The 15,159-nt window shown below is 65.2% G+C and carries 17 protein-coding genes, 3 tRNA genes and 1 pseudogene; 17 read left to right on the top strand and 4 right to left on the bottom strand.

Annotated features, from left to right (window positions below; all coding sequences use genetic code 11):
* The 8 genes and pseudogenes from AC1DYM_RS21960 to truD all read left to right on the top strand — a co-directional run.
* Nucleotides 1-354 (top strand): annotated as a pseudogene (locus AC1DYM_RS21960) (3-deoxy-8-phosphooctulonate synthase); the annotation flags it as partial.
* Nucleotides 355-421: 67 nt separating this feature from the next.
* Nucleotides 422-805 (top strand): hypothetical protein, encoded by a 384-nt coding sequence (locus tag AC1DYM_RS21965; RefSeq protein WP_477342012.1) that lies wholly within the window; start codon nt 422-424, stop codon nt 803-805.
* 10 nt (nt 806-815) lie between these two features.
* Nucleotides 816-2,114: a phosphopyruvate hydratase gene (eno, locus tag AC1DYM_RS21970; protein WP_477342014.1), complete on the top strand. Its 1,299-nt coding sequence runs from the start codon at nt 816-818 to the stop codon at nt 2,112-2,114.
* An 8-nt stretch (nt 2,115-2,122) separates the two neighbouring features.
* On the top strand, nt 2,123-2,467 hold the full coding sequence (gene ftsB, locus AC1DYM_RS21975; RefSeq protein ID WP_046967320.1) for a cell division protein FtsB: 345 nt from the start codon (nt 2,123-2,125) through the stop codon (nt 2,465-2,467).
* A complete protein-coding gene (ispD, locus tag AC1DYM_RS21980; protein ID WP_477342017.1) occupies nt 2,467-3,156 on the top strand; it encodes a 2-C-methyl-D-erythritol 4-phosphate cytidylyltransferase in 690 nt (229 codons plus the stop codon). The genes ftsB and ispD overlap by 1 nt, the downstream gene beginning before the upstream one ends.
* Entirely contained in the window at nt 3,156-3,629 is a 474-nt protein-coding gene (ispF, locus tag AC1DYM_RS21985; RefSeq protein WP_477342019.1) for a 2-C-methyl-D-erythritol 2,4-cyclodiphosphate synthase, read from the top strand. Before ispD ends, ispF begins: the two co-directional genes overlap by 1 nt.
* Nucleotides 3,626-5,053 carry a magnesium transporter gene (mgtE, locus tag AC1DYM_RS21990; RefSeq protein WP_477342021.1) on the top strand — a complete coding sequence of 476 codons (1,428 nt, stop codon included), beginning with the start codon at nt 3,626-3,628 and terminating at the stop codon, nt 5,051-5,053. The genes ispF and mgtE overlap by 4 nt, the downstream gene beginning before the upstream one ends.
* A 13-nt stretch (nt 5,054-5,066) precedes the next feature.
* A complete protein-coding gene (gene truD, locus AC1DYM_RS21995; protein ID WP_477342023.1) occupies nt 5,067-6,083 on the top strand; it encodes a tRNA pseudouridine(13) synthase TruD in 1,017 nt (338 codons plus the stop codon).
* 98 nt (nt 6,084-6,181) lie between these two features.
* Here truD and AC1DYM_RS22000 read toward each other — a convergent pair whose 3' ends face one another.
* The gene (locus tag AC1DYM_RS22000; protein WP_477342025.1) at nt 6,182-6,724 is read right to left on the bottom strand and encodes a Smr/MutS family protein; all 543 of its coding nucleotides are present in this window, start codon (nt 6,722-6,724) and stop codon (nt 6,182-6,184) included.
* Between the two features lie 115 nt (nt 6,725-6,839).
* Here AC1DYM_RS22000 and surE point away from each other — a divergent pair, with 115 nt between their 5' ends.
* Genes surE through AC1DYM_RS22020 form a run of 4 tightly spaced genes read left to right on the top strand, consistent with a single transcriptional unit; the run spans nt 6,840 to nt 10,018 of the window.
* Nucleotides 6,840-7,622 carry a 5'/3'-nucleotidase SurE gene (surE, locus tag AC1DYM_RS22005; RefSeq protein ID WP_477342027.1) on the top strand — a complete coding sequence of 261 codons (783 nt, stop codon included), beginning with the start codon at nt 6,840-6,842 and terminating at the stop codon, nt 7,620-7,622.
* 49 nt (nt 7,623-7,671) lie between these two features.
* Nucleotides 7,672-8,307, top strand: coding sequence for a protein-L-isoaspartate(D-aspartate) O-methyltransferase (locus tag AC1DYM_RS22010; protein ID WP_046967403.1), 636 nt, complete (start codon nt 7,672-7,674; stop codon nt 8,305-8,307).
* 29 nt (nt 8,308-8,336) lie between these two features.
* Nucleotides 8,337-8,945 (top strand): YqaA family protein, encoded by a 609-nt coding sequence (locus AC1DYM_RS22015; RefSeq protein ID WP_477342028.1) that lies wholly within the window; start codon nt 8,337-8,339, stop codon nt 8,943-8,945.
* A gap of 23 nt (nt 8,946-8,968) precedes the next feature.
* Nucleotides 8,969-10,018 (top strand): peptidoglycan DD-metalloendopeptidase family protein, encoded by a 1,050-nt coding sequence (locus tag AC1DYM_RS22020; RefSeq protein WP_477342030.1) that lies wholly within the window; start codon nt 8,969-8,971, stop codon nt 10,016-10,018.
* A 187-nt stretch (nt 10,019-10,205) separates the two neighbouring features.
* Here AC1DYM_RS22020 and panE read toward each other — a convergent pair whose 3' ends face one another.
* From panE to yhbY, 3 genes are read right to left on the bottom strand one after another with little or no spacing between them, the layout of a single operon-like run.
* Nucleotides 10,206-11,141 carry a 2-dehydropantoate 2-reductase gene (gene panE / locus AC1DYM_RS22025; RefSeq protein ID WP_477342032.1) on the bottom strand — a complete coding sequence of 312 codons (936 nt, stop codon included), beginning with the start codon at nt 11,139-11,141 and terminating at the stop codon, nt 10,206-10,208.
* Nucleotides 11,142-11,148: 7 nt separating this feature from the next.
* Nucleotides 11,149-11,526, bottom strand: coding sequence for an Mth938-like domain-containing protein (locus tag AC1DYM_RS22030; RefSeq protein ID WP_046968794.1), 378 nt, complete (start codon nt 11,524-11,526; stop codon nt 11,149-11,151).
* Nucleotides 11,527-11,532: 6 nt separating this feature from the next.
* On the bottom strand, nt 11,533-11,829 hold the full coding sequence (gene yhbY / locus AC1DYM_RS22035) for a ribosome assembly RNA-binding protein YhbY (RefSeq protein ID WP_046968793.1): 297 nt from the start codon (nt 11,827-11,829) through the stop codon (nt 11,533-11,535).
* Nucleotides 11,830-11,913: 84 nt separating this feature from the next.
* On the opposite strand from yhbY, the gene rlmE reads away from it, so the two are divergent.
* The 5 genes from rlmE to AC1DYM_RS22060 all read left to right on the top strand — a co-directional run bounded on the left by rlmE (nt 11,914) and on the right by AC1DYM_RS22060 (nt 15,144).
* On the top strand, nt 11,914-12,543 hold the full coding sequence (gene rlmE / locus AC1DYM_RS22040) for a 23S rRNA (uridine(2552)-2'-O)-methyltransferase RlmE (protein ID WP_477342034.1): 630 nt from the start codon (nt 11,914-11,916) through the stop codon (nt 12,541-12,543).
* Between the two features lie 17 nt (nt 12,544-12,560).
* Nucleotides 12,561-14,492 carry an ATP-dependent zinc metalloprotease FtsH gene (ftsH, locus tag AC1DYM_RS22045; RefSeq protein WP_477342036.1) on the top strand — a complete coding sequence of 644 codons (1,932 nt, stop codon included), beginning with the start codon at nt 12,561-12,563 and terminating at the stop codon, nt 14,490-14,492.
* 289 nt (nt 14,493-14,781) lie between these two features.
* Nucleotides 14,782-14,858 (top strand) — tRNA-Arg (locus tag AC1DYM_RS22050).
* Nucleotides 14,859-14,966: 108 nt separating this feature from the next.
* Nucleotides 14,967-15,043, top strand: a tRNA-Pro gene (locus AC1DYM_RS22055).
* A 24-nt stretch (nt 15,044-15,067) separates the two neighbouring features.
* A tRNA-Arg gene (locus tag AC1DYM_RS22060) sits at nt 15,068-15,144 on the top strand.
* Nucleotides 15,145-15,159: the final 15 nt, after the last annotated feature.

A 15,159-nucleotide genomic window follows, 5' to 3' on the forward strand; every position in this document is an offset into this window, starting at 1 on the left:
GTCTGCGAGCGCGGTGCCAGCTTCGGCTACAACAACCTGGTGTCCGACATGCGTTCGCTCGCGGTGATGCGTGAGACGAATTGCCCGGTCGTCTTCGATGCCACCCACTCGGTGCAGTTGCCGGGCGGGCAGGGCACCAGCTCCGGTGGCCAGCGCGAGTTCGTGCCGGTGCTGGCGCGTGCCGCGGTCGCGGTGGGCGTCTCCGGCCTGTTCGCCGAGACCCATCCGGACCCGTCCAAGGCCCTCAGCGATGGCCCGAACGCCTGGCCGCTCGACCAGATGGAAGAGCTGCTCGAGACCCTCATGGAGCTCGATGGCGCCGTGAAGCGTCGCGGATTCAAGAACCACGCTTGATCGTTCCTCCGGAACGGTATGATTGACGGTATAGCGGGACCGCAACGGTCCCGGGGAGACGGGCTGGATGGTCGAGGACAACGGGATCCATGTCGCGGGCGAACCGCGCCAGCGTGCGGCGCGCCTGCCGCAGTCGGGTCACGGCATCGCCTCGTTCGTCATTGCCCTGGTCTCCGGGCTCGTCGTTCTTGCCGGCATCGGCTTCGCCGCGCTGATGGTCGCCTCGGGCGATCCCGAGCAGCACATGGACGTGTTCGGCCTCGTCGGCCTCGTGCTCTGCGCCTTTCGCATCCTTGCCCTCGTCGGCCTCGTACTGGGCATCGTTGCCCTGCGCAGGCAGGACCGCCGCCGCACGTTCGGCGCGATCGGGCTGGGACTCAATGCTTTCATCCTGATCGGTACCGCGGGGCTCGCGTTCCTCGGTACTTTCTTTCGTCATTCCAACTCGTAACGGGAAGCGCATGACCACCGATATCACCAAGATCCACGCCCGCGAAATCCTCGATTCCCGCGGCAACCCGACCCTCGAAGCCGAGATCACCCTGGCCGACGGTTCCTTTGGCCGTGCGGCCGTGCCGAGCGGTGCCTCCACCGGCACGCGCGAAGCCGTCGAGCTGCGCGATGGCGACAAGAAGCGCTACGACGGCAAGGGCGTGACCAAGGCCGTCGGCAACGTCAACACCACGATCGCCAAGGCGCTCGCCGGGTTCGACGCCGCCGACCAGAAGGGCCTCGATGCGAAGCTCATCGCCCTGGACGGCACCGACAACAAGGGCAACCTGGGCGCCAACGCGCTGCTCGGTGTTTCCATGGCGGCGGCGCACGCCGTGGCCGCGTCGAAGAAGCAGGCCCTGTGGCAGTACCTGATGGTCGACGGCGGCGGCACGCTGCCGGTGCCGATGATGAACATCATCAACGGCGGTGCGCACGCGGACAACAACGTCGACGTGCAGGAGTTCATGGTGCTGCCGGTCGGCGCGCCTAACTTCGCCGAAGCGCTGCGCTACGGTGCGGAGATCTTCCACGCGCTGAAGTCGGTGCTGAAGGGTCGCGGCCTGAACACCTCGGTGGGCGATGAAGGCGGTTTCGCGCCGAACCTCAAGTCCAACGTCGAAGCACTCGATACGATTCTCGAAGCCGTCAACAAGGCCGGTTACAAGGTCGGTAGCGACATCCTGCTCGGCCTCGACGTGGCCAGCTCGGAGTTCTTCAAGGACGGCAAGTACGACCTCGAAGGCGAAGGCAAGGTGTTCACGCCGGAGCAGTGGGTCGACACGCTGGCCTCGTGGTCGAAGCAGTACCCCATCGTCACCATCGAAGACGGCATGGCCGAAGGCGACTGGACTGGTTGGGCCCACCTGACCAAGGCCATCGGCGAAGGCATCCAGCTGGTCGGCGACGATCTCTTCGTCACCAACCCGAAGATCTTCCAGGAAGGCATCGACAAGAAGATCGCCAACGCCATCCTGATCAAGGTCAACCAGATCGGCACGCTGTCCGAGACGCTCGAAGCGATCGCCATGGCACACCGCGCGAAGTACGCAGCGATCGTGTCGCACCGTTCCGGCGAGACCGAAGACACCACGATCTCGGACATCGCCGTGGCGACCACCGCGACCCAGATCAAGACCGGTTCGCTGTGCCGCACCGATCGCGTGGCCAAGTACAACCAGCTGCTGCGTATCGAGGAAGCCCTCGGCGCGAAGGCACGCTATGCCGGCCGGGATGCGTTCCCGAGCCTGTCCAAGCTGCCCGGCTGAGTCGTGCCTTGAGCAACGCGGCACTTCTGCGCTGGATCGGCCTGATCCTCGTCATCGTCCTCATCGCGCTGCAGCTGAAGCTGTGGGTCGGCGGTGGGGGCATGGCCGAGGTCGATTCGCTGCGCGCGTCGGTGCAGAAACAGACCGAGGAAAACGCCGCGCTGCTCAAACGCAACCAGGCACTTGCCGCGGACGTGGAAGATCTCAAGCACGGCGAGCAGGCCACTGAAGCGCGCGCGCGCCAGGAGCTGGGCCTGATCAAGCCAAACGAGACCTTCTACCAGATCGTCGAGCCGGGGGCAGCGACCAGTGCGCCGCCGCCCCCGCCGCCCGTCGGTCCCGGCACCCAGTGATGGATGCCCTGTGGTGCGTGGTTCCGGCCGCCGGCAGAGGCGTCCGGGCGGGTGGCGATCGGCCGAAGCAGTACCAGTCCCTGGCCGGTCGGCCTTTACTCGATCACACGCTGGAACGCCTGGCGGCGCATCCGCGCATTGCCGGGCTGGTCGTCGTCATTGCGGCGGACGACCCCCATTTTTCTGCCGTCGAGTCGATCGGCGGCAAACCCCTCATCGCCGCGATCGGCGGTGGTGAGCGTAGCGATTCCGTCCTGGCCGGCGTACTCGCCTTGCCGGCTTCCGTGGCACCGGAGCATTTCGTGCTGGTCCACGATGCCGCGCGGCCTTGTGTTCGCGCCGACGACATCACCCGCCTGATCGATCTGGCGGGCACGGGCGAGGGCGGCCTGCTCGGGGCCCCCCTGCGCGACACCCTCAAGCGGGCGGACGCGGACTGTCACAGCACCGCCACCGAACCGCGCGAGGGTCGTTGGCGGGCCTTCACCCCGCAGATGTTCCGCCGGGGCGCGCTGGCGCGTGCACTCGCCCTTGCCGCCGCGGACGGTATCGTCGTCAGCGACGAGGCCATGGCGATGGAGCGCACGGGCGTGATGCCGTTGCTGGTCGAGGGTTCAGAAGACAACATCAAGGTGACCACGCCGGCGGATTTCGCGCTGGCGGAGTTCCTGCTCGGGAGAACACGTTAATGCGTATCGGACAGGGATTCGATGTCCACGCCTTCGGTGAAGGCGATCACGTGATGCTCGGCGGTGTGCGCGTCGCGCATGCGCAGGGCGTGCTTGCGCATTCGGATGGCGATGTCGTGCTGCACGCCTTGTGCGACGCCTTGCTCGGCGCATTGGCGCTGGGCGATATCGGCAGGCATTTTCCGCCGTCGGACGAGAAGTGGCGCGGTGCGGACAGTCGCAGCTTCGTGCGCGCCGTCGGGGGCATGCTTGCCGAGCGGGGCTATGCTCTCGGCAACGCCGATATCACGGTGATCTGCGAGGCGCCGAAGGTCGGTCCGCATGCGCAAGCGATGCGCGAAGTGATCGCCGCCGATCTCGGTGTCGACATCGACTGCATCAGCATCAAGGCGACCACGACGGAAACCCTCGGGTTCACCGGTCGCCGCGAGGGCATTGCCGCCCTGGCGACGGTGCTGGTCCAGCGATCATGAGCGAGAGCGAGTCACGAGCCGCCACGCCGCGTCTGCACGACCGGCTGGAGGCGATTACCGATCTCCTGCGCCGTCGTGAAGGCTTGCTTGCCTTCGCCGGCGCGGCGCCGGATCGGGATGACTCGCCCCTGGGTGCGGCCGATGCGGAACTGCAGACCCTGCTCGACGGCCTCCATCCGGCTGATCTTGCCGACGTCTTCGAATCCCTGCCGCTCGAAGACCGACTCGCGGTCTGGCAGCTGATTCGCAGCGACCGTGACGGCGACATCCTGCTCGAAGTCTCCGACTCGGTGCGCGAATCGCTTATCGCGGACATGGACGATCGCGAGATCCTCGCTGCCGTCGAACCGCTCGACGCGGATGAACTCGCCGACCTGGTCGACGACCTGCCGACCGAAGTGCTGCCCGAACTCATGGCCAGCCTCGATGCGCAGGATCGCGAGCGCGTGCAGGCCGCCATGTCCTACGAGGACGACCAGGTCGGCGCGTTGATGGACTTCGACATGGTCACCATCCGCGAGGACATCAGCCTCGAAGTGGTGCTTCGCTATCTTCGGCGGTTCGACGAACTGCCTGCGCAGACCGACAAGCTCTTCGTGGTCAACGCCGACAGCGTGCTGACCGGTGTGTTGCCGTTGCATTGGTTGCTGGTGAATTCGCCGGACAAGATGGTCCGCGAGATCATGGCGCCGGACGTGAACACGTTCCGCCCCGAAGACGATGCCTACGATGTAGCGCAGGCTTTCGAGCGCTACGACCTGGTGACTGCGCCGGTCGTCGATGCCGGCATGCGCCTGATTGGCCGCATCGCCGTCGACGCGATGCTCGACTTCATTCGCGAAGAGAGCGAGACCGAGGCGCTGTCGCGTGGCGGCCTGCGCGAGGAGGAAGATATCTTCGCCTCCGTCTGGAAGTCCGTGCGCAATCGCTGGGCATGGCTGGCGATCAATCTCGTCACCGCCTTCGTGGCGTCGCGCGTGATCGGCCTGTTCGAGCATTCCATCGAGAAACTGGTGGCGCTCGCCGCCTTGATGCCCATCGTCGCCGGCATCGGCGGCAATTCGGGTAACCAGACCATCACCATGATCGTTCGCGCCATGGCGCTGGAGCAGGTGGGTACCTCGCAGGTGCGCCGCCTGTGGCGCAAGGAACTGGGTGTTTCCCTGTTCAACGGTGTGGTCTGGGGCGGTGCCATCGGCATCGCCGCATGGCTGCTCTACGGTAATCCGGCGCTTGGCCTGGTCATGACGGCCGCCATGACACTGAATCTCCTGCTCGCCGCCTTCATGGGCGTCGGCATTCCCATGCTGATGGTCAAGCTAGGCCGCGATCCCGCGCTGGGCTCCAGCGTGCTCATCACCGCCGTGACCGATAGCGGCGGTTTCTTCATTTTCCTGGGGCTGGCGACGATTTTCCTGCTCTAGAAGGCTGCGACACATGACAGATAACGAACTTCCCTTCGCCTTCGGCGCCCCGCCGCTGCGCGGCCGCCTGCGCTCCGCGCCCGAGGATTTCTTCGTTGAGGAGATCCTTGGCTATGAAGCCGATGGCACCGGCGAGCATGCGTTTCTCCTGGTGGAGAAGCGCGGCACGAACACGGATTGGGCCGCGCGCGAACTGGCCAAGTTCGCCGGTATCCAGCCGATGAATGTCGGCTACGCCGGCATGAAAGACCGTCACGCGGTGACCCGCCAGGTGTTCACCGTGCATCTTCCAGGCAAGGCCGATCCGGACTGGTCGGCGCTGGTGTCCGACGAGATCAAGGTGATTTCCGCCGCCCGCCATTCGCGCAAGATCAAGCGTGGCGCGCTGCGCGGAAATCGCTTCGTGCTGGTGCTGCGGGAGATCGAAGGCGATCGCGCCGCCGCTGACGAGCGCCTTGCCGCCATCGCCAAGCGCGGCGTGCCGAATTATTTCGGCGAGCAACGATTCGGTCTCGGCGGCAACAACGTGGCGCAGGCGAAGCAGATGTTCGGTGGCCGCCGCGTCGATCGTGACAAGCGCTCGATCCTGCTTTCGGCGGCACGCTCGCACATTTTCAACGGCGTGCTGGCGGAGCGCGTCGGGGCAGGGCAGTGGGATACGCCGATGGATGGCGAGATCTGGTCGCTGGAAGGCTCGCGCTCCTGGTTCGGCCCCGAGGCGTTCAACGATGTGTTGGCCGAGCGCCTCGCGCGTTTCGATATCCATCCATCGGGCCCGTTGTGGGGTGACGGCGAACCGCCGTCCGCCGATGCAGTCGGCGAGCTGGAACGCGCCGTCGCGGCACGCGACGAAGATCTGGCGACGGGCTTGGCTGGCGCGCGCATGGATCAGGAGCGCCGGGCGCTGCGGATGCTGCCGCGCGATCTTGCCTGGCGCTGGCTGGAGGACGGGGCGCTCGAGGTTTCGTTCGGCCTGCCAGCCGGGGCGTATGCGACAACGGTGCTACGCGAAGTCGCCGCCACCCTGTAGCGCTTTAGGTAGGAGCCGATTCATCGGCGATCGGTTGCTCGCGGCAGCCTTGCCCGCTGCCGCGGGATCGCCGATGAATCGGCTCCTACCGGTAGCTATTAGCCTTTGAGCAGGACAACGACGGCGCCGGTGCCGCCTTGCATCGGGCGGGCCGAGGCGAAGGYCACCACGTCGTCCCGTCGCCGCAGCAGCCGATCGGTCAGACCCTTCAGCACCGGTCCGGCCGCCTTCGACCGCAATCCCTTGCCATGGATGATCCGCACGCAGCGAATGCCGTCGTGGCGGCACTCGGCGAGGAACTCGGCAATCGTCATCTGTGCCGCGGCGGCGTTCATCTGGTGCAGGTCCACGTCCGCCTGGATGCTGAACTGGCCGCGCTTGAGTTGTTTCAGCAGCTTCGGTGGGTAGCCGTCGCGCAGGTAGGACAGTTCCTCGCCCACCTCGAGATCGGCCGGGTCGTAGTCGAACAGGAGCGATTCCGCCGGCACGGCGGCCTCGTCGGCATCGCGCATGTGGGGATACGGCTCGGGGCGCGGGCGCTCGGGTAGCGACTCGACCGGCGCCATGGGCCGCACGTCGCCAATCGCCTCGCGAAAGAGGCGGCTGTCATCGTCGTGCAAGGGAGGCGTGCGGCGCTTCATTGCCCTCATCCTAGCTGCGTTTCGTGAATCCCGCTGCCCGGTCCGGTAGACTTGGACCGGTCGGGCGGCCTTGTCGATATAGGGCCGCCACACCCGATTTTCGATCTGGATCAGCATGCAAGTTCTGGTTAGCAACGACGACGGCGTAGAGGCTCCGGGCATCCGGATCCTCGCCGGGCGTCTGGCCGAGTTCGGCACGGTGACCGTCGTCGCTCCCGACCGCGATCGCTCCGGTGCGAGCAATTCGCTCACCCTCGATGCCCCCATCCGTGCGCATCGCATGGAGAACGGGTTCTATCGCGTGTCGGGCACGCCGACGGACTGTGTCCATCTGGCCCTGGCCGGCATGCTCGATCACGAGACCGACATCGTTGTGTCGGGCATCAACAACGTCGCCAACCTGGGTGACGACGTCATCTACTCGGGCACCGTCTCGGCGGCCATGGAAGGGCGCTTCCTCGGCCTTCCCGCGATCGCCGTTTCCCTGGTGACGAAAGAGGGCTCCGGCCGCCATTTCGATGCTGCCGCCACCGCAGTGCTCATGATCATGCGTCGGTTGATCGTGGATCCGCTGCCGGCGGACACCATCCTCAACGTCAACGTGCCCGATCTTCCCTGGGAAGAGATCCGCGGCTTCGAGGTCACCCGGCTGGGCAAGCGTCATCGCGCGGCGCCCGCCATCCGGACGGAAGATCCGCGCGGCCGCACCATGTGGTGGATCGGTCCGCCGGGCGACATCGACGATGCCGGTCCGGGTACCGATTTCAACGCGGTCAGCCGCGGCTTCGTGTCGGTCACGCCGATCCACACCGATCTCACCCGTTTCCAGGCGCTGGAGAAAGTCAGCAGCTGGATGCTTCCGCTGTCGTCGGCGATGGGTAACGAGGAGGCGGCCTGACGTGGTGAACCTGCATGCCTTGCCTGCTTCGGCCCTGCGCGGTGAGGGGATGACCTCGCAACGCGCGCGCGACCGCCTGGTCGCCAAGCTGGTCGAGGAAGGTATCCGCGACGAGCGGGTGCTCGAAGTCATCCGGCAACTGCCGCGACATCACTTCATCGACCAGGCGCTGCATTCGCGTGCCTACGAGAATACGGCGCTTCCCATCGGCCATGGCCAGACCATTTCCCAGCCCTGGATCGTCGCCCGCATGACCGAGGCGCTGATCGAGCATGGCGTGCCCGAGCGCGTGCTCGAAATCGGCACGGGGTCGGGTTACCAGGCCGCGGTGCTCGCCGGGATCGTGACCACGGTGTACACGGTCGAACGGATCGAAGAGCTGCTGCGCCAGGCACGCCGCCGGTTTCGGCAGCTAGGCATCGAGAACCTCCGCTCGCGGCACGATGACGGCAAGCTGGGTTGGGAGTCGGACGCGCCTTTCGACGCCATCATCCTCACCGCTGCCGGCGACCGCGTGCCGCTGAAGTTGCTCGATCAACTCAAGCCGGGTGGTGTGCTGGTGGCGCCGGTCGGCAGCCCGAGCCAGCAGGTGTTGCTGCGTCTGCGCAAGGGCGAGAACGGCGAGGTCTTACGGGAAGAACTGGGTGCGGTGAGTTTCGTGCCCTTGCTCGGCGGCATCGGTTGATGCGCCACCACAACAGGGAAAACCGCTGAATGCGGATGTTTGCTTCGCTTTACGAGCGCGCCATCGTCTGGGCGCGTCATCGTCACGCGGTCCGCTATCTCGCGGGCCTGTCCTTCGTCGAAGCGTTCATCTTCCCGATCATGCCGGAAGTGATGCTCGCGCCCATGATGCTGGCCGAGCCACGCAAGGCGTTCCGCTACGCGAACTGGAGCTTGCTGTTTTCGCTGGCGGGTTCGCTGGTCGGCTACATGCTCGGCCACTACGCCTACGAGGCCCTGAAGCCGCTGCTCGAATCGATGCATCTGCTTGCGCCGATCGAGAAGGGCGTGGCGAGTCTGCGGGAGGACATGGCCGCGCATGCGCTGGCCCTCTACGTCGCCCTGGCCATGGCCGCCTTGCAGCCCGTGGTGCCGATGAAGTTCGTGACCTGGGCCTCCGGCATCATCGGCGTGCCCCTGCTGCCGTTCCTGCTTTGCATGCTGATCGGGCGTGGCAAGCGGGTCTGGCTGCTGGCCTTGCTCGTACGCCTGTTCGGTGAACGCGCTGAACGGATCCTGCGTAAACACATAGAGTGGATAGGTTGGGCTGCTATCGTTGCAGTCGTCCTTCTGGCCGTGTGGTGGTTCCTGTTGCGATGAGTGCCCGTGAAAGGAAATCCGCGATGCTCATGATCCGTCCGCTCGCCCTGGCGGGCGTGCTGTCGGCTGCCGTGGTCCTGGCCGGCTGCGATGTCACGCGCAGTTCCGTCATCGTCACGCGAAGCCCGGGCAGCTACACGCCGACTCATGAGGCGACGCCACCTCCGGCGCCGCCCGGTGGCAGTTACCGGGTCATGAAGGGCGACACGCTCTATAGCATCGCCTTCCGCAACAAAGTGGATTTCCGTGATCTCGCCAGCTGGAACGGCATCGCCACGCCGTACACCATCTGGCCGGGCCAGGACCTGCGGCTCGCGCCGCCGGGGCATGACGCCAAGTCGGCACCGTCGCACGCTGCACCGGTCGTCGTGGCTGCCACACCGCCGCCCGCCGGTACGCCGCCGCCCGCCGGTAGTGCGCCGCATGGCACACCGCCGCCGGCCCAGCCGGCGCAGCCCGCTTTCCAGAGCGTGACGGATGCGGACGTCGCTCCACCGGCCGTTCCAGCCTCCGCTGTCCCGGCCCCAGCGACGACGACGAACACGCCGGTCGTCGTGGCCGGCAAGCCTGCCGAGTCGGTCGTTCCCGTTGCCGTTCCGGTGCCCCCGAGCGCGCCGAACGCCCCCGCCGCGGTCCCTGCGCCCGTGGAGAATCCGCCGGCAGCGACGCCCATCGTTACCAGTGGCGCATCGCGTAGCGCCGGCGGTATCGCCTGGCGCTGGCCGGCCGACGGCACGATGTTGAAGAAGTTCTCATCCGCCGACGCCATTCCCGGCATCGAAATCGGCGGCAAGTCCGGTGACCCGGTGCGCTCGGCGGCCGATGGCGTGGTCGTGTACAGCGGCAACGGCCTGGTCGGCTACGGCGAGCTGGTCATCATCAAGCACAGCGACAGCTTCCTCTCCGCCTACGGCCACAACCGCAAACGACTGGTCAAGGAAGGCGAGAAGGTGAAGGCCGGGCAGGCCGTGGCTGAAATGGGGTCCAGTGGTGCAACGCGCGACGAACTCCAGTTCCAGATCCGCCGCGACGGCAACCCCGTCGACCCGCTGCAATACCTGCCGGCCCGGTAGGAGCCGATTCATCGGCGAATTTATAGATACATGTAGGAGCCGATTCATCGGCGAATGGCACACAACGCGCTGCGCAGCAGCGCTTCCTTCAAGGTTGCTGGCCTCAGCACCCATCGAAGCCAAAGTAAGAGCTCGCCGATGAATCGGCTCCTACCAGAGCATCTGCTGCCAACCGAAACGTCTATGGTCAGCTGGCGCGCTTGCTCCGCACTTCGAACGCCTGCAGGTGCGCAAAGGCCACCTCCAGCATCGGCGCCTTGAGGCCAGCGTCCCGCGCCCGGCGCAGCATGTCACCCACGATGTGATCGGCTTCGATACGCTGCCCCGACTCCAGGTCGCGCAGCATGGACGCCGTCAGCGGTGAGCCTTCCTGCGTCAGTGTTTTCCAGGCAAAGGCGCGGGCGTTGTCCGGCACGGCATGACCGGCTGCGCGCGCCACGGCCAGGCATTCCTCGTACATCTGCTCGGTGAGCAGACGGCCGTCGTTCGTGGCGACGATATCGCCGACGCTGGCGCGGAACAGGCAGGTCGCCCCGGCGAGGGTGGACAGGAACGAGAATTTGGCCCACAGATCGCGCTCGATATCGGTCGAGTGTGTGTGGTCGACGTTCGCCTTGGTGAAGGCTTCGGCGATGGCGATGCAACGGCCGTCATGTCCGGCGCCGTCTCGCTCGCCGAAGGTCACCGATGCCCCGTTGCCGAAGTGCAGGATCTCTCCCGCCGGGCCTTTCGCGGCGCTGATCACGCACATGCCGCCGATGATGCGGTCCGCACCGAAGCGTTTGTCGAGAGCCGGGTAATGGGCCAGCCCGTTGAGGATCGGCAGGATCGCCGTCGTCTCGCCGATGGCCGGGTCGATCGCCTCGATGGCCGAGTGCAGGTCGTAGGCCTTGCAGGAAAGCAGGACGAGATCGAACGTGCCCGCCGCGGCGACCGTGTCGGCGGTGACGTGCTTCACCGTCAGGGTGGCGTCGCCGAACGGGCTCTTGATGACCAGTCCCTTCGCATCCAGCGCCGCTGCCCGATCCGGTCGGACCAGGAAGGTCACGTCCGCGCCTTCCTGGCTCAGGCGGCCGCCGAAGTAACCGCCGGTGCCACCGGCACCGAGAACGAGGATGCGCATCGGAGAGTTATCCCTGGGGCAGGATGAAGGCCGCCAGGACCCTGCGGCCCTCGCCGGCCAGGAGACTATAGGTACGCGCGGCCGAGCCGTTGGTCATCGCCTCGACGCCGATGCCCTGGCGCAGGAAGCCGGCCATGACTTCGGCGGGCGGAAAGACCTGGCGCTCCCCGGTCCCGATGATGACCAGCTCCGGCTTGAGCTCGGCGATCAGGGCGACATCGGACAGGGTGAGCTGCTTCGCGTCCGTCACCGGCCAGTCCTCGACGACCTTTTCAGGGGTCAGCAGGAGGCTCTTGTGAAAGTCGCGATCGACGATGGTGACCGTGTTCGCGCCCACCCGGCGCACGAAGAGGTACTCGCCAGGGTGCTCGAACGAGAGGTCCATGGCGGGTTACCGGGGCAGGGCGAGCTTCGGGTCCTGCTCGTTCCGGCGGAACAGGACGACGATATGGCCGATTTCCTGGACCTTTTCGGAGCCGGTCTGGCTGGTCAGGAAGTCGATCTGGGCCTGGCGCTCGTCCTTGTCGCCTCCGGAGAGCTTGACCTTGACCAGCTCATGGATATCCAGGGCCTGGGCGAGCTCCTTGGCCACGGCCTCGGTGGCACCCTTGTTGCCCAGCAGGACGACCGGCTTGAGATCGTGGGCCATGCTGCGGAGATAGCGGGACTGTGTAGGGGAAAGCGACATTGCGTTCAGGTTCGATGTGCGGCTGACAGGCGTCAAAGGGTATCATGCAAGGCCCGCTCCTTATTAAGACTCCGGTCTAAAGCCATGGCACGCAGCAAGACCAGCTCCCAGTGGCTGAAAGAGCACTTCGACGATCCCTACGTCAAAAGGGCTCAGGCGGAAGGTGCGCGCTCGCGCGCCATCTACAAGCTCGAAGAGCTGATCGAGCGCGATCGCCTTATCAAGCCGGGCATGACCATCGTCGACCTCGGCGCCGCCCCGGGCGGCTGGTCCCAGCTGGCCCGTCGCCGTCTGGGCGACACCGGCAAGGTGATCGCCATGGACATCCTGCCCATGGCCAGCCTGGCCGGGGTGGAGTTCATGCAGGGCGATTTCCGCGAAGAAGCCGTCCTCCGTGAGCTGGAAGCCATGCTCGGCGGCCAGAAGGTCGATCTTGTCCTCTCGGACATGGCCCCCAATATGTCAGGTGTGGCACTGGCCGATCAGATCCGTGCGATGGACCTTTGTGACCTGGCTCGCCAGTTCAGCCTCGACTGGCTCAAGCCAGGCGGGTCGTTCCTGGTAAAACTGTTCCAGGGCGTAGGGTTCGACGATTACCTTAAGAACTTGCGTGCTGACTTCAGTCGCGTGACGATGCGTAAACCGAAAGCCTCCCGCGCACGTTCGGCGGAGGTGTATGCACTGGCGACCGGCCTCAAGTCGGCGTCCCGGTAACCTGGCGAGAACACCGCATGAATGAGATGGCAAAAAATCTGTTGCTCTGGCTGGTCATCGCGGTGGTCCTCCTTACCGTGTTCCAGACATTCAATCCCCACAGCGGCTCGTCGCAGGACATGTCGTATACGACGTTCGCCCAGAACGTCGATAACGGCAATGTCGCCAGCGGCACGATCACCTCCACGGCGCCGCCGACGATCACTGGCAAGCTGAAGGATGGCGGTGCCTATCGCACGGTCGTCCCGGTGGTTGGCATGTCCAGCAGCGACTTGGTCAAGCAGATGCGCGACAAGGGTGTCGAGCTGCGCCAGGAGCCAGCCGATAACGGCTTCTCCCTGCTCGGCCTGCTGTTCAACTGGCTGCCAATCATCATCTTCGTCGCCGTGCTGATCTGGTTCATGCGCCAGATGCAGGCCGGTTCCGGTGGCCGTGGCGCCATGAGCTTCGGCCGCTCGCGCGCCAAGCTGCAAGGCGAGGACCAGGTCAAGGTCAACTTCACCGACGTCGCCGGTTGTGACGAGGCGAAGGAAGAGGTCGGCGAACTCGTCGAGTTCCTCCGCGATCCGGGCAAATTCCAGAAGCTCGGCGGCAAGATTCCCCGCGGCGTGCTGATGGTGGGTCCGCCGGGTACCGGTAAGACCCTGCTCGCCAAGGCGATCGCCGGCGAAGCCAAGGTGCCGTTCTTCTCGATTTCCGGTTCGGACTTCGTTGAAATGTTCGTCGGCGTCGGCGCGAGCCGCGTGCGCGACATGTTCGAGCAGGCCAAGAAGCACGCTCCCTGCATCATCTTCATCGACGAGATCGACGCCGTCGGTCGCCATCGCGGCGCCGGCATGGGCGGCGGTCACGACGAGCGCGAGCAGACCCTGAACCAGCTGCTGGTCGAAATGGACGGCTTCGAAGGCACCGAGGGCATCATCGTCATCGCTGCCACGAACCGCCCCGACGTGCTCGATCCGGCCCTGCTGCGTCCGGGTCGCTTCGATCGCCAGGTCGTCGTCGGCCTGCCGGACGTCAAGGGCCGCGACCAGATCCTCAAGGTGCACATGCGCAAGGTGCCGACCGCGGCCGACGTCGAGCCGATGGTCATCGCGCGTGGCACACCGGGCTTCTCGGGTGCGGATCTCGCCAACCTCGTCAACGAGGCGGCCCTGTTCGCCGCGCGTGAGAACGCTCGCGAAGTGCGCATGAGCCACCTGGACCGTGCACGCGACAAGATCCTCATGGGCTCGGAGCGTCGCTCCATGGCCATGAACGACGAAGAGAAGAAACTCACCGCGTATCACGAGGCAGGCCACGCGATCATCGGTCGCCTGGTGCCCGAGCACGATCCGGTCTACAAGGTCACGATCATCCCGCGCGGTCGCGCGCTGGGCGTCACCATGTACCTGCCGGAAGGCGATCGTTACAGCATGAACAAAGTGGCGATCGAATCGCAGCTCTGCTCGCTGTACGGCGGCCGTGTTGCCGAGGAACTCATCTTCGGTCACGACAAGGTCACCACCGGCGCGTCGAACGATATCGAGCGTGCGACCAAGATGGCGCGCAACATGGCGACGAAGTGGGGCCTGTCCGACGAACTCGGTCCGGTCACCTACGGCGAGGAAGAGGACGAGGTCTTCATCGGTCGCTCCGTCACGCAGCACAAGAGCGTCTCCAATGAGACCGCACGTAAGATCGACGAAGTGGTGCGCACCATCCTTGATCGCGCTTACGCGCGCAGCAAGGAGCTGCTGACCACGAACATCGACAAGCTGCACATCATGGCCGAGACGCTGCTGCAGTACGAAACGATCGACGCGCGCCAGATCGACGACATCATGAACGGTCGCGAGCCCGGTCCGCCGATCGACTGGACCAAGCCTGGTTCGCCGCCTCCGCCGCCCCCGCGCGGTGACGCTGGCTCGGCCCCGGATAAGGTCGGCAAGCCCGCTACGCAGCTGTAAGAAGAGAAGGGCGGCCACCAGGCCGCCCTTCTTCGTTAGGCAAAGTGCAAATGTAGGAGCCGATTCATCGGCGAAACGGAACTGTGGGAGCCGATTCATCGGCGAAAAGCGTGTTCGCGAAAATTCAACTCAGCACGCCCAGACGCCTGATTACCCCACTTGTTACCAATTCGAGAAAAAAACTTTCAGAAAAGTGTTGACGCCCACGCTCGATATCTGAATAATTCCGCTTCTCGACACGGCGCCAACGCTTCACAGCGGCAGGCAACGAGTCAAAGGTTTAAAGTGTGCGCCCGTAGCTCAGTTGGATAGAGTACCAGGCTACGAACTTGGTGGTCGGGAGTTCGAATCTCTCCGGGCGCACCATCTTTAAAAGCGGTTGAAAGTGTGGTGTGTTCATGCGGATTGACGGGCTCGTGCTTGACCCGTAACATTTGAAGGCTTCACCAACACATCGGTGGATACTTTAAGTTTCGGGGTATAGCTCAGTCTGGTAGAGCGCCAGCTTTGGGAGCTGGATGTCGGGGGTTCGAATCCCTCTGCCCCGACCAGTTGGCGTTCTACGTACAGTGCCTGCGCCTGTAGCTCAACCGGATAGAGCATCGGCCTTCTAAGCCGACGGTTGCAGGTTCGATTCCTGTCGGGCGCGCCAGATGGTGTTTTATGG

This window comes from Luteibacter sp. P1_D3, assembly GCF_056406135.1.

Bases quoted from the DNA above. Each gene is read 5' to 3' on its own strand.
- AC1DYM_RS21965 (WP_477342012.1), top strand. From the start codon at position 422: ATGGTCGAGGACAACGGGATCCATGTCGCGGGCGAACCGCGCCAGCGT.
- eno (WP_477342014.1), top strand. From the start codon at position 816: ATGACCACCGATATCACCAAGATCCACGCCCGCGAAATCCTCGATTCC.
- ispD (WP_477342017.1), top strand. From the start codon at position 2,467: ATGGATGCCCTGTGGTGCGTGGTTCCGGCCGCCGGCAGAGGCGTCCGG.
- ispF (WP_477342019.1), top strand. From the start codon at position 3,156: ATGCGTATCGGACAGGGATTCGATGTCCACGCCTTCGGTGAAGGCGAT.
- mgtE (WP_477342021.1), top strand. From the start codon at position 3,626: ATGAGCGAGAGCGAGTCACGAGCCGCCACGCCGCGTCTGCACGACCGG.
- truD (WP_477342023.1), top strand. From the start codon at position 5,067: ATGACAGATAACGAACTTCCCTTCGCCTTCGGCGCCCCGCCGCTGCGC.
- surE (WP_477342027.1), top strand. From the start codon at position 6,840: ATGCAAGTTCTGGTTAGCAACGACGACGGCGTAGAGGCTCCGGGCATC.
- AC1DYM_RS22010 (WP_046967403.1), top strand. From the start codon at position 7,672: ATGACCTCGCAACGCGCGCGCGACCGCCTGGTCGCCAAGCTGGTCGAG.
- AC1DYM_RS22015 (WP_477342028.1), top strand. From the start codon at position 8,337: ATGCGGATGTTTGCTTCGCTTTACGAGCGCGCCATCGTCTGGGCGCGT.
- AC1DYM_RS22020 (WP_477342030.1), top strand. From the start codon at position 8,969: ATGCTCATGATCCGTCCGCTCGCCCTGGCGGGCGTGCTGTCGGCTGCC.
- panE (WP_477342032.1), bottom strand. From the start codon at position 11,141: ATGCGCATCCTCGTTCTCGGTGCCGGTGGCACCGGCGGTTACTTCGGC.
- AC1DYM_RS22030 (WP_046968794.1), bottom strand. From the start codon at position 11,526: ATGGACCTCTCGTTCGAGCACCCTGGCGAGTACCTCTTCGTGCGCCGG.
- yhbY (WP_046968793.1), bottom strand. From the start codon at position 11,829: ATGTCGCTTTCCCCTACACAGTCCCGCTATCTCCGCAGCATGGCCCAC.
- rlmE (WP_477342034.1), top strand. From the start codon at position 11,914: ATGGCACGCAGCAAGACCAGCTCCCAGTGGCTGAAAGAGCACTTCGAC.
- ftsH (WP_477342036.1), top strand. From the start codon at position 12,561: ATGAATGAGATGGCAAAAAATCTGTTGCTCTGGCTGGTCATCGCGGTG.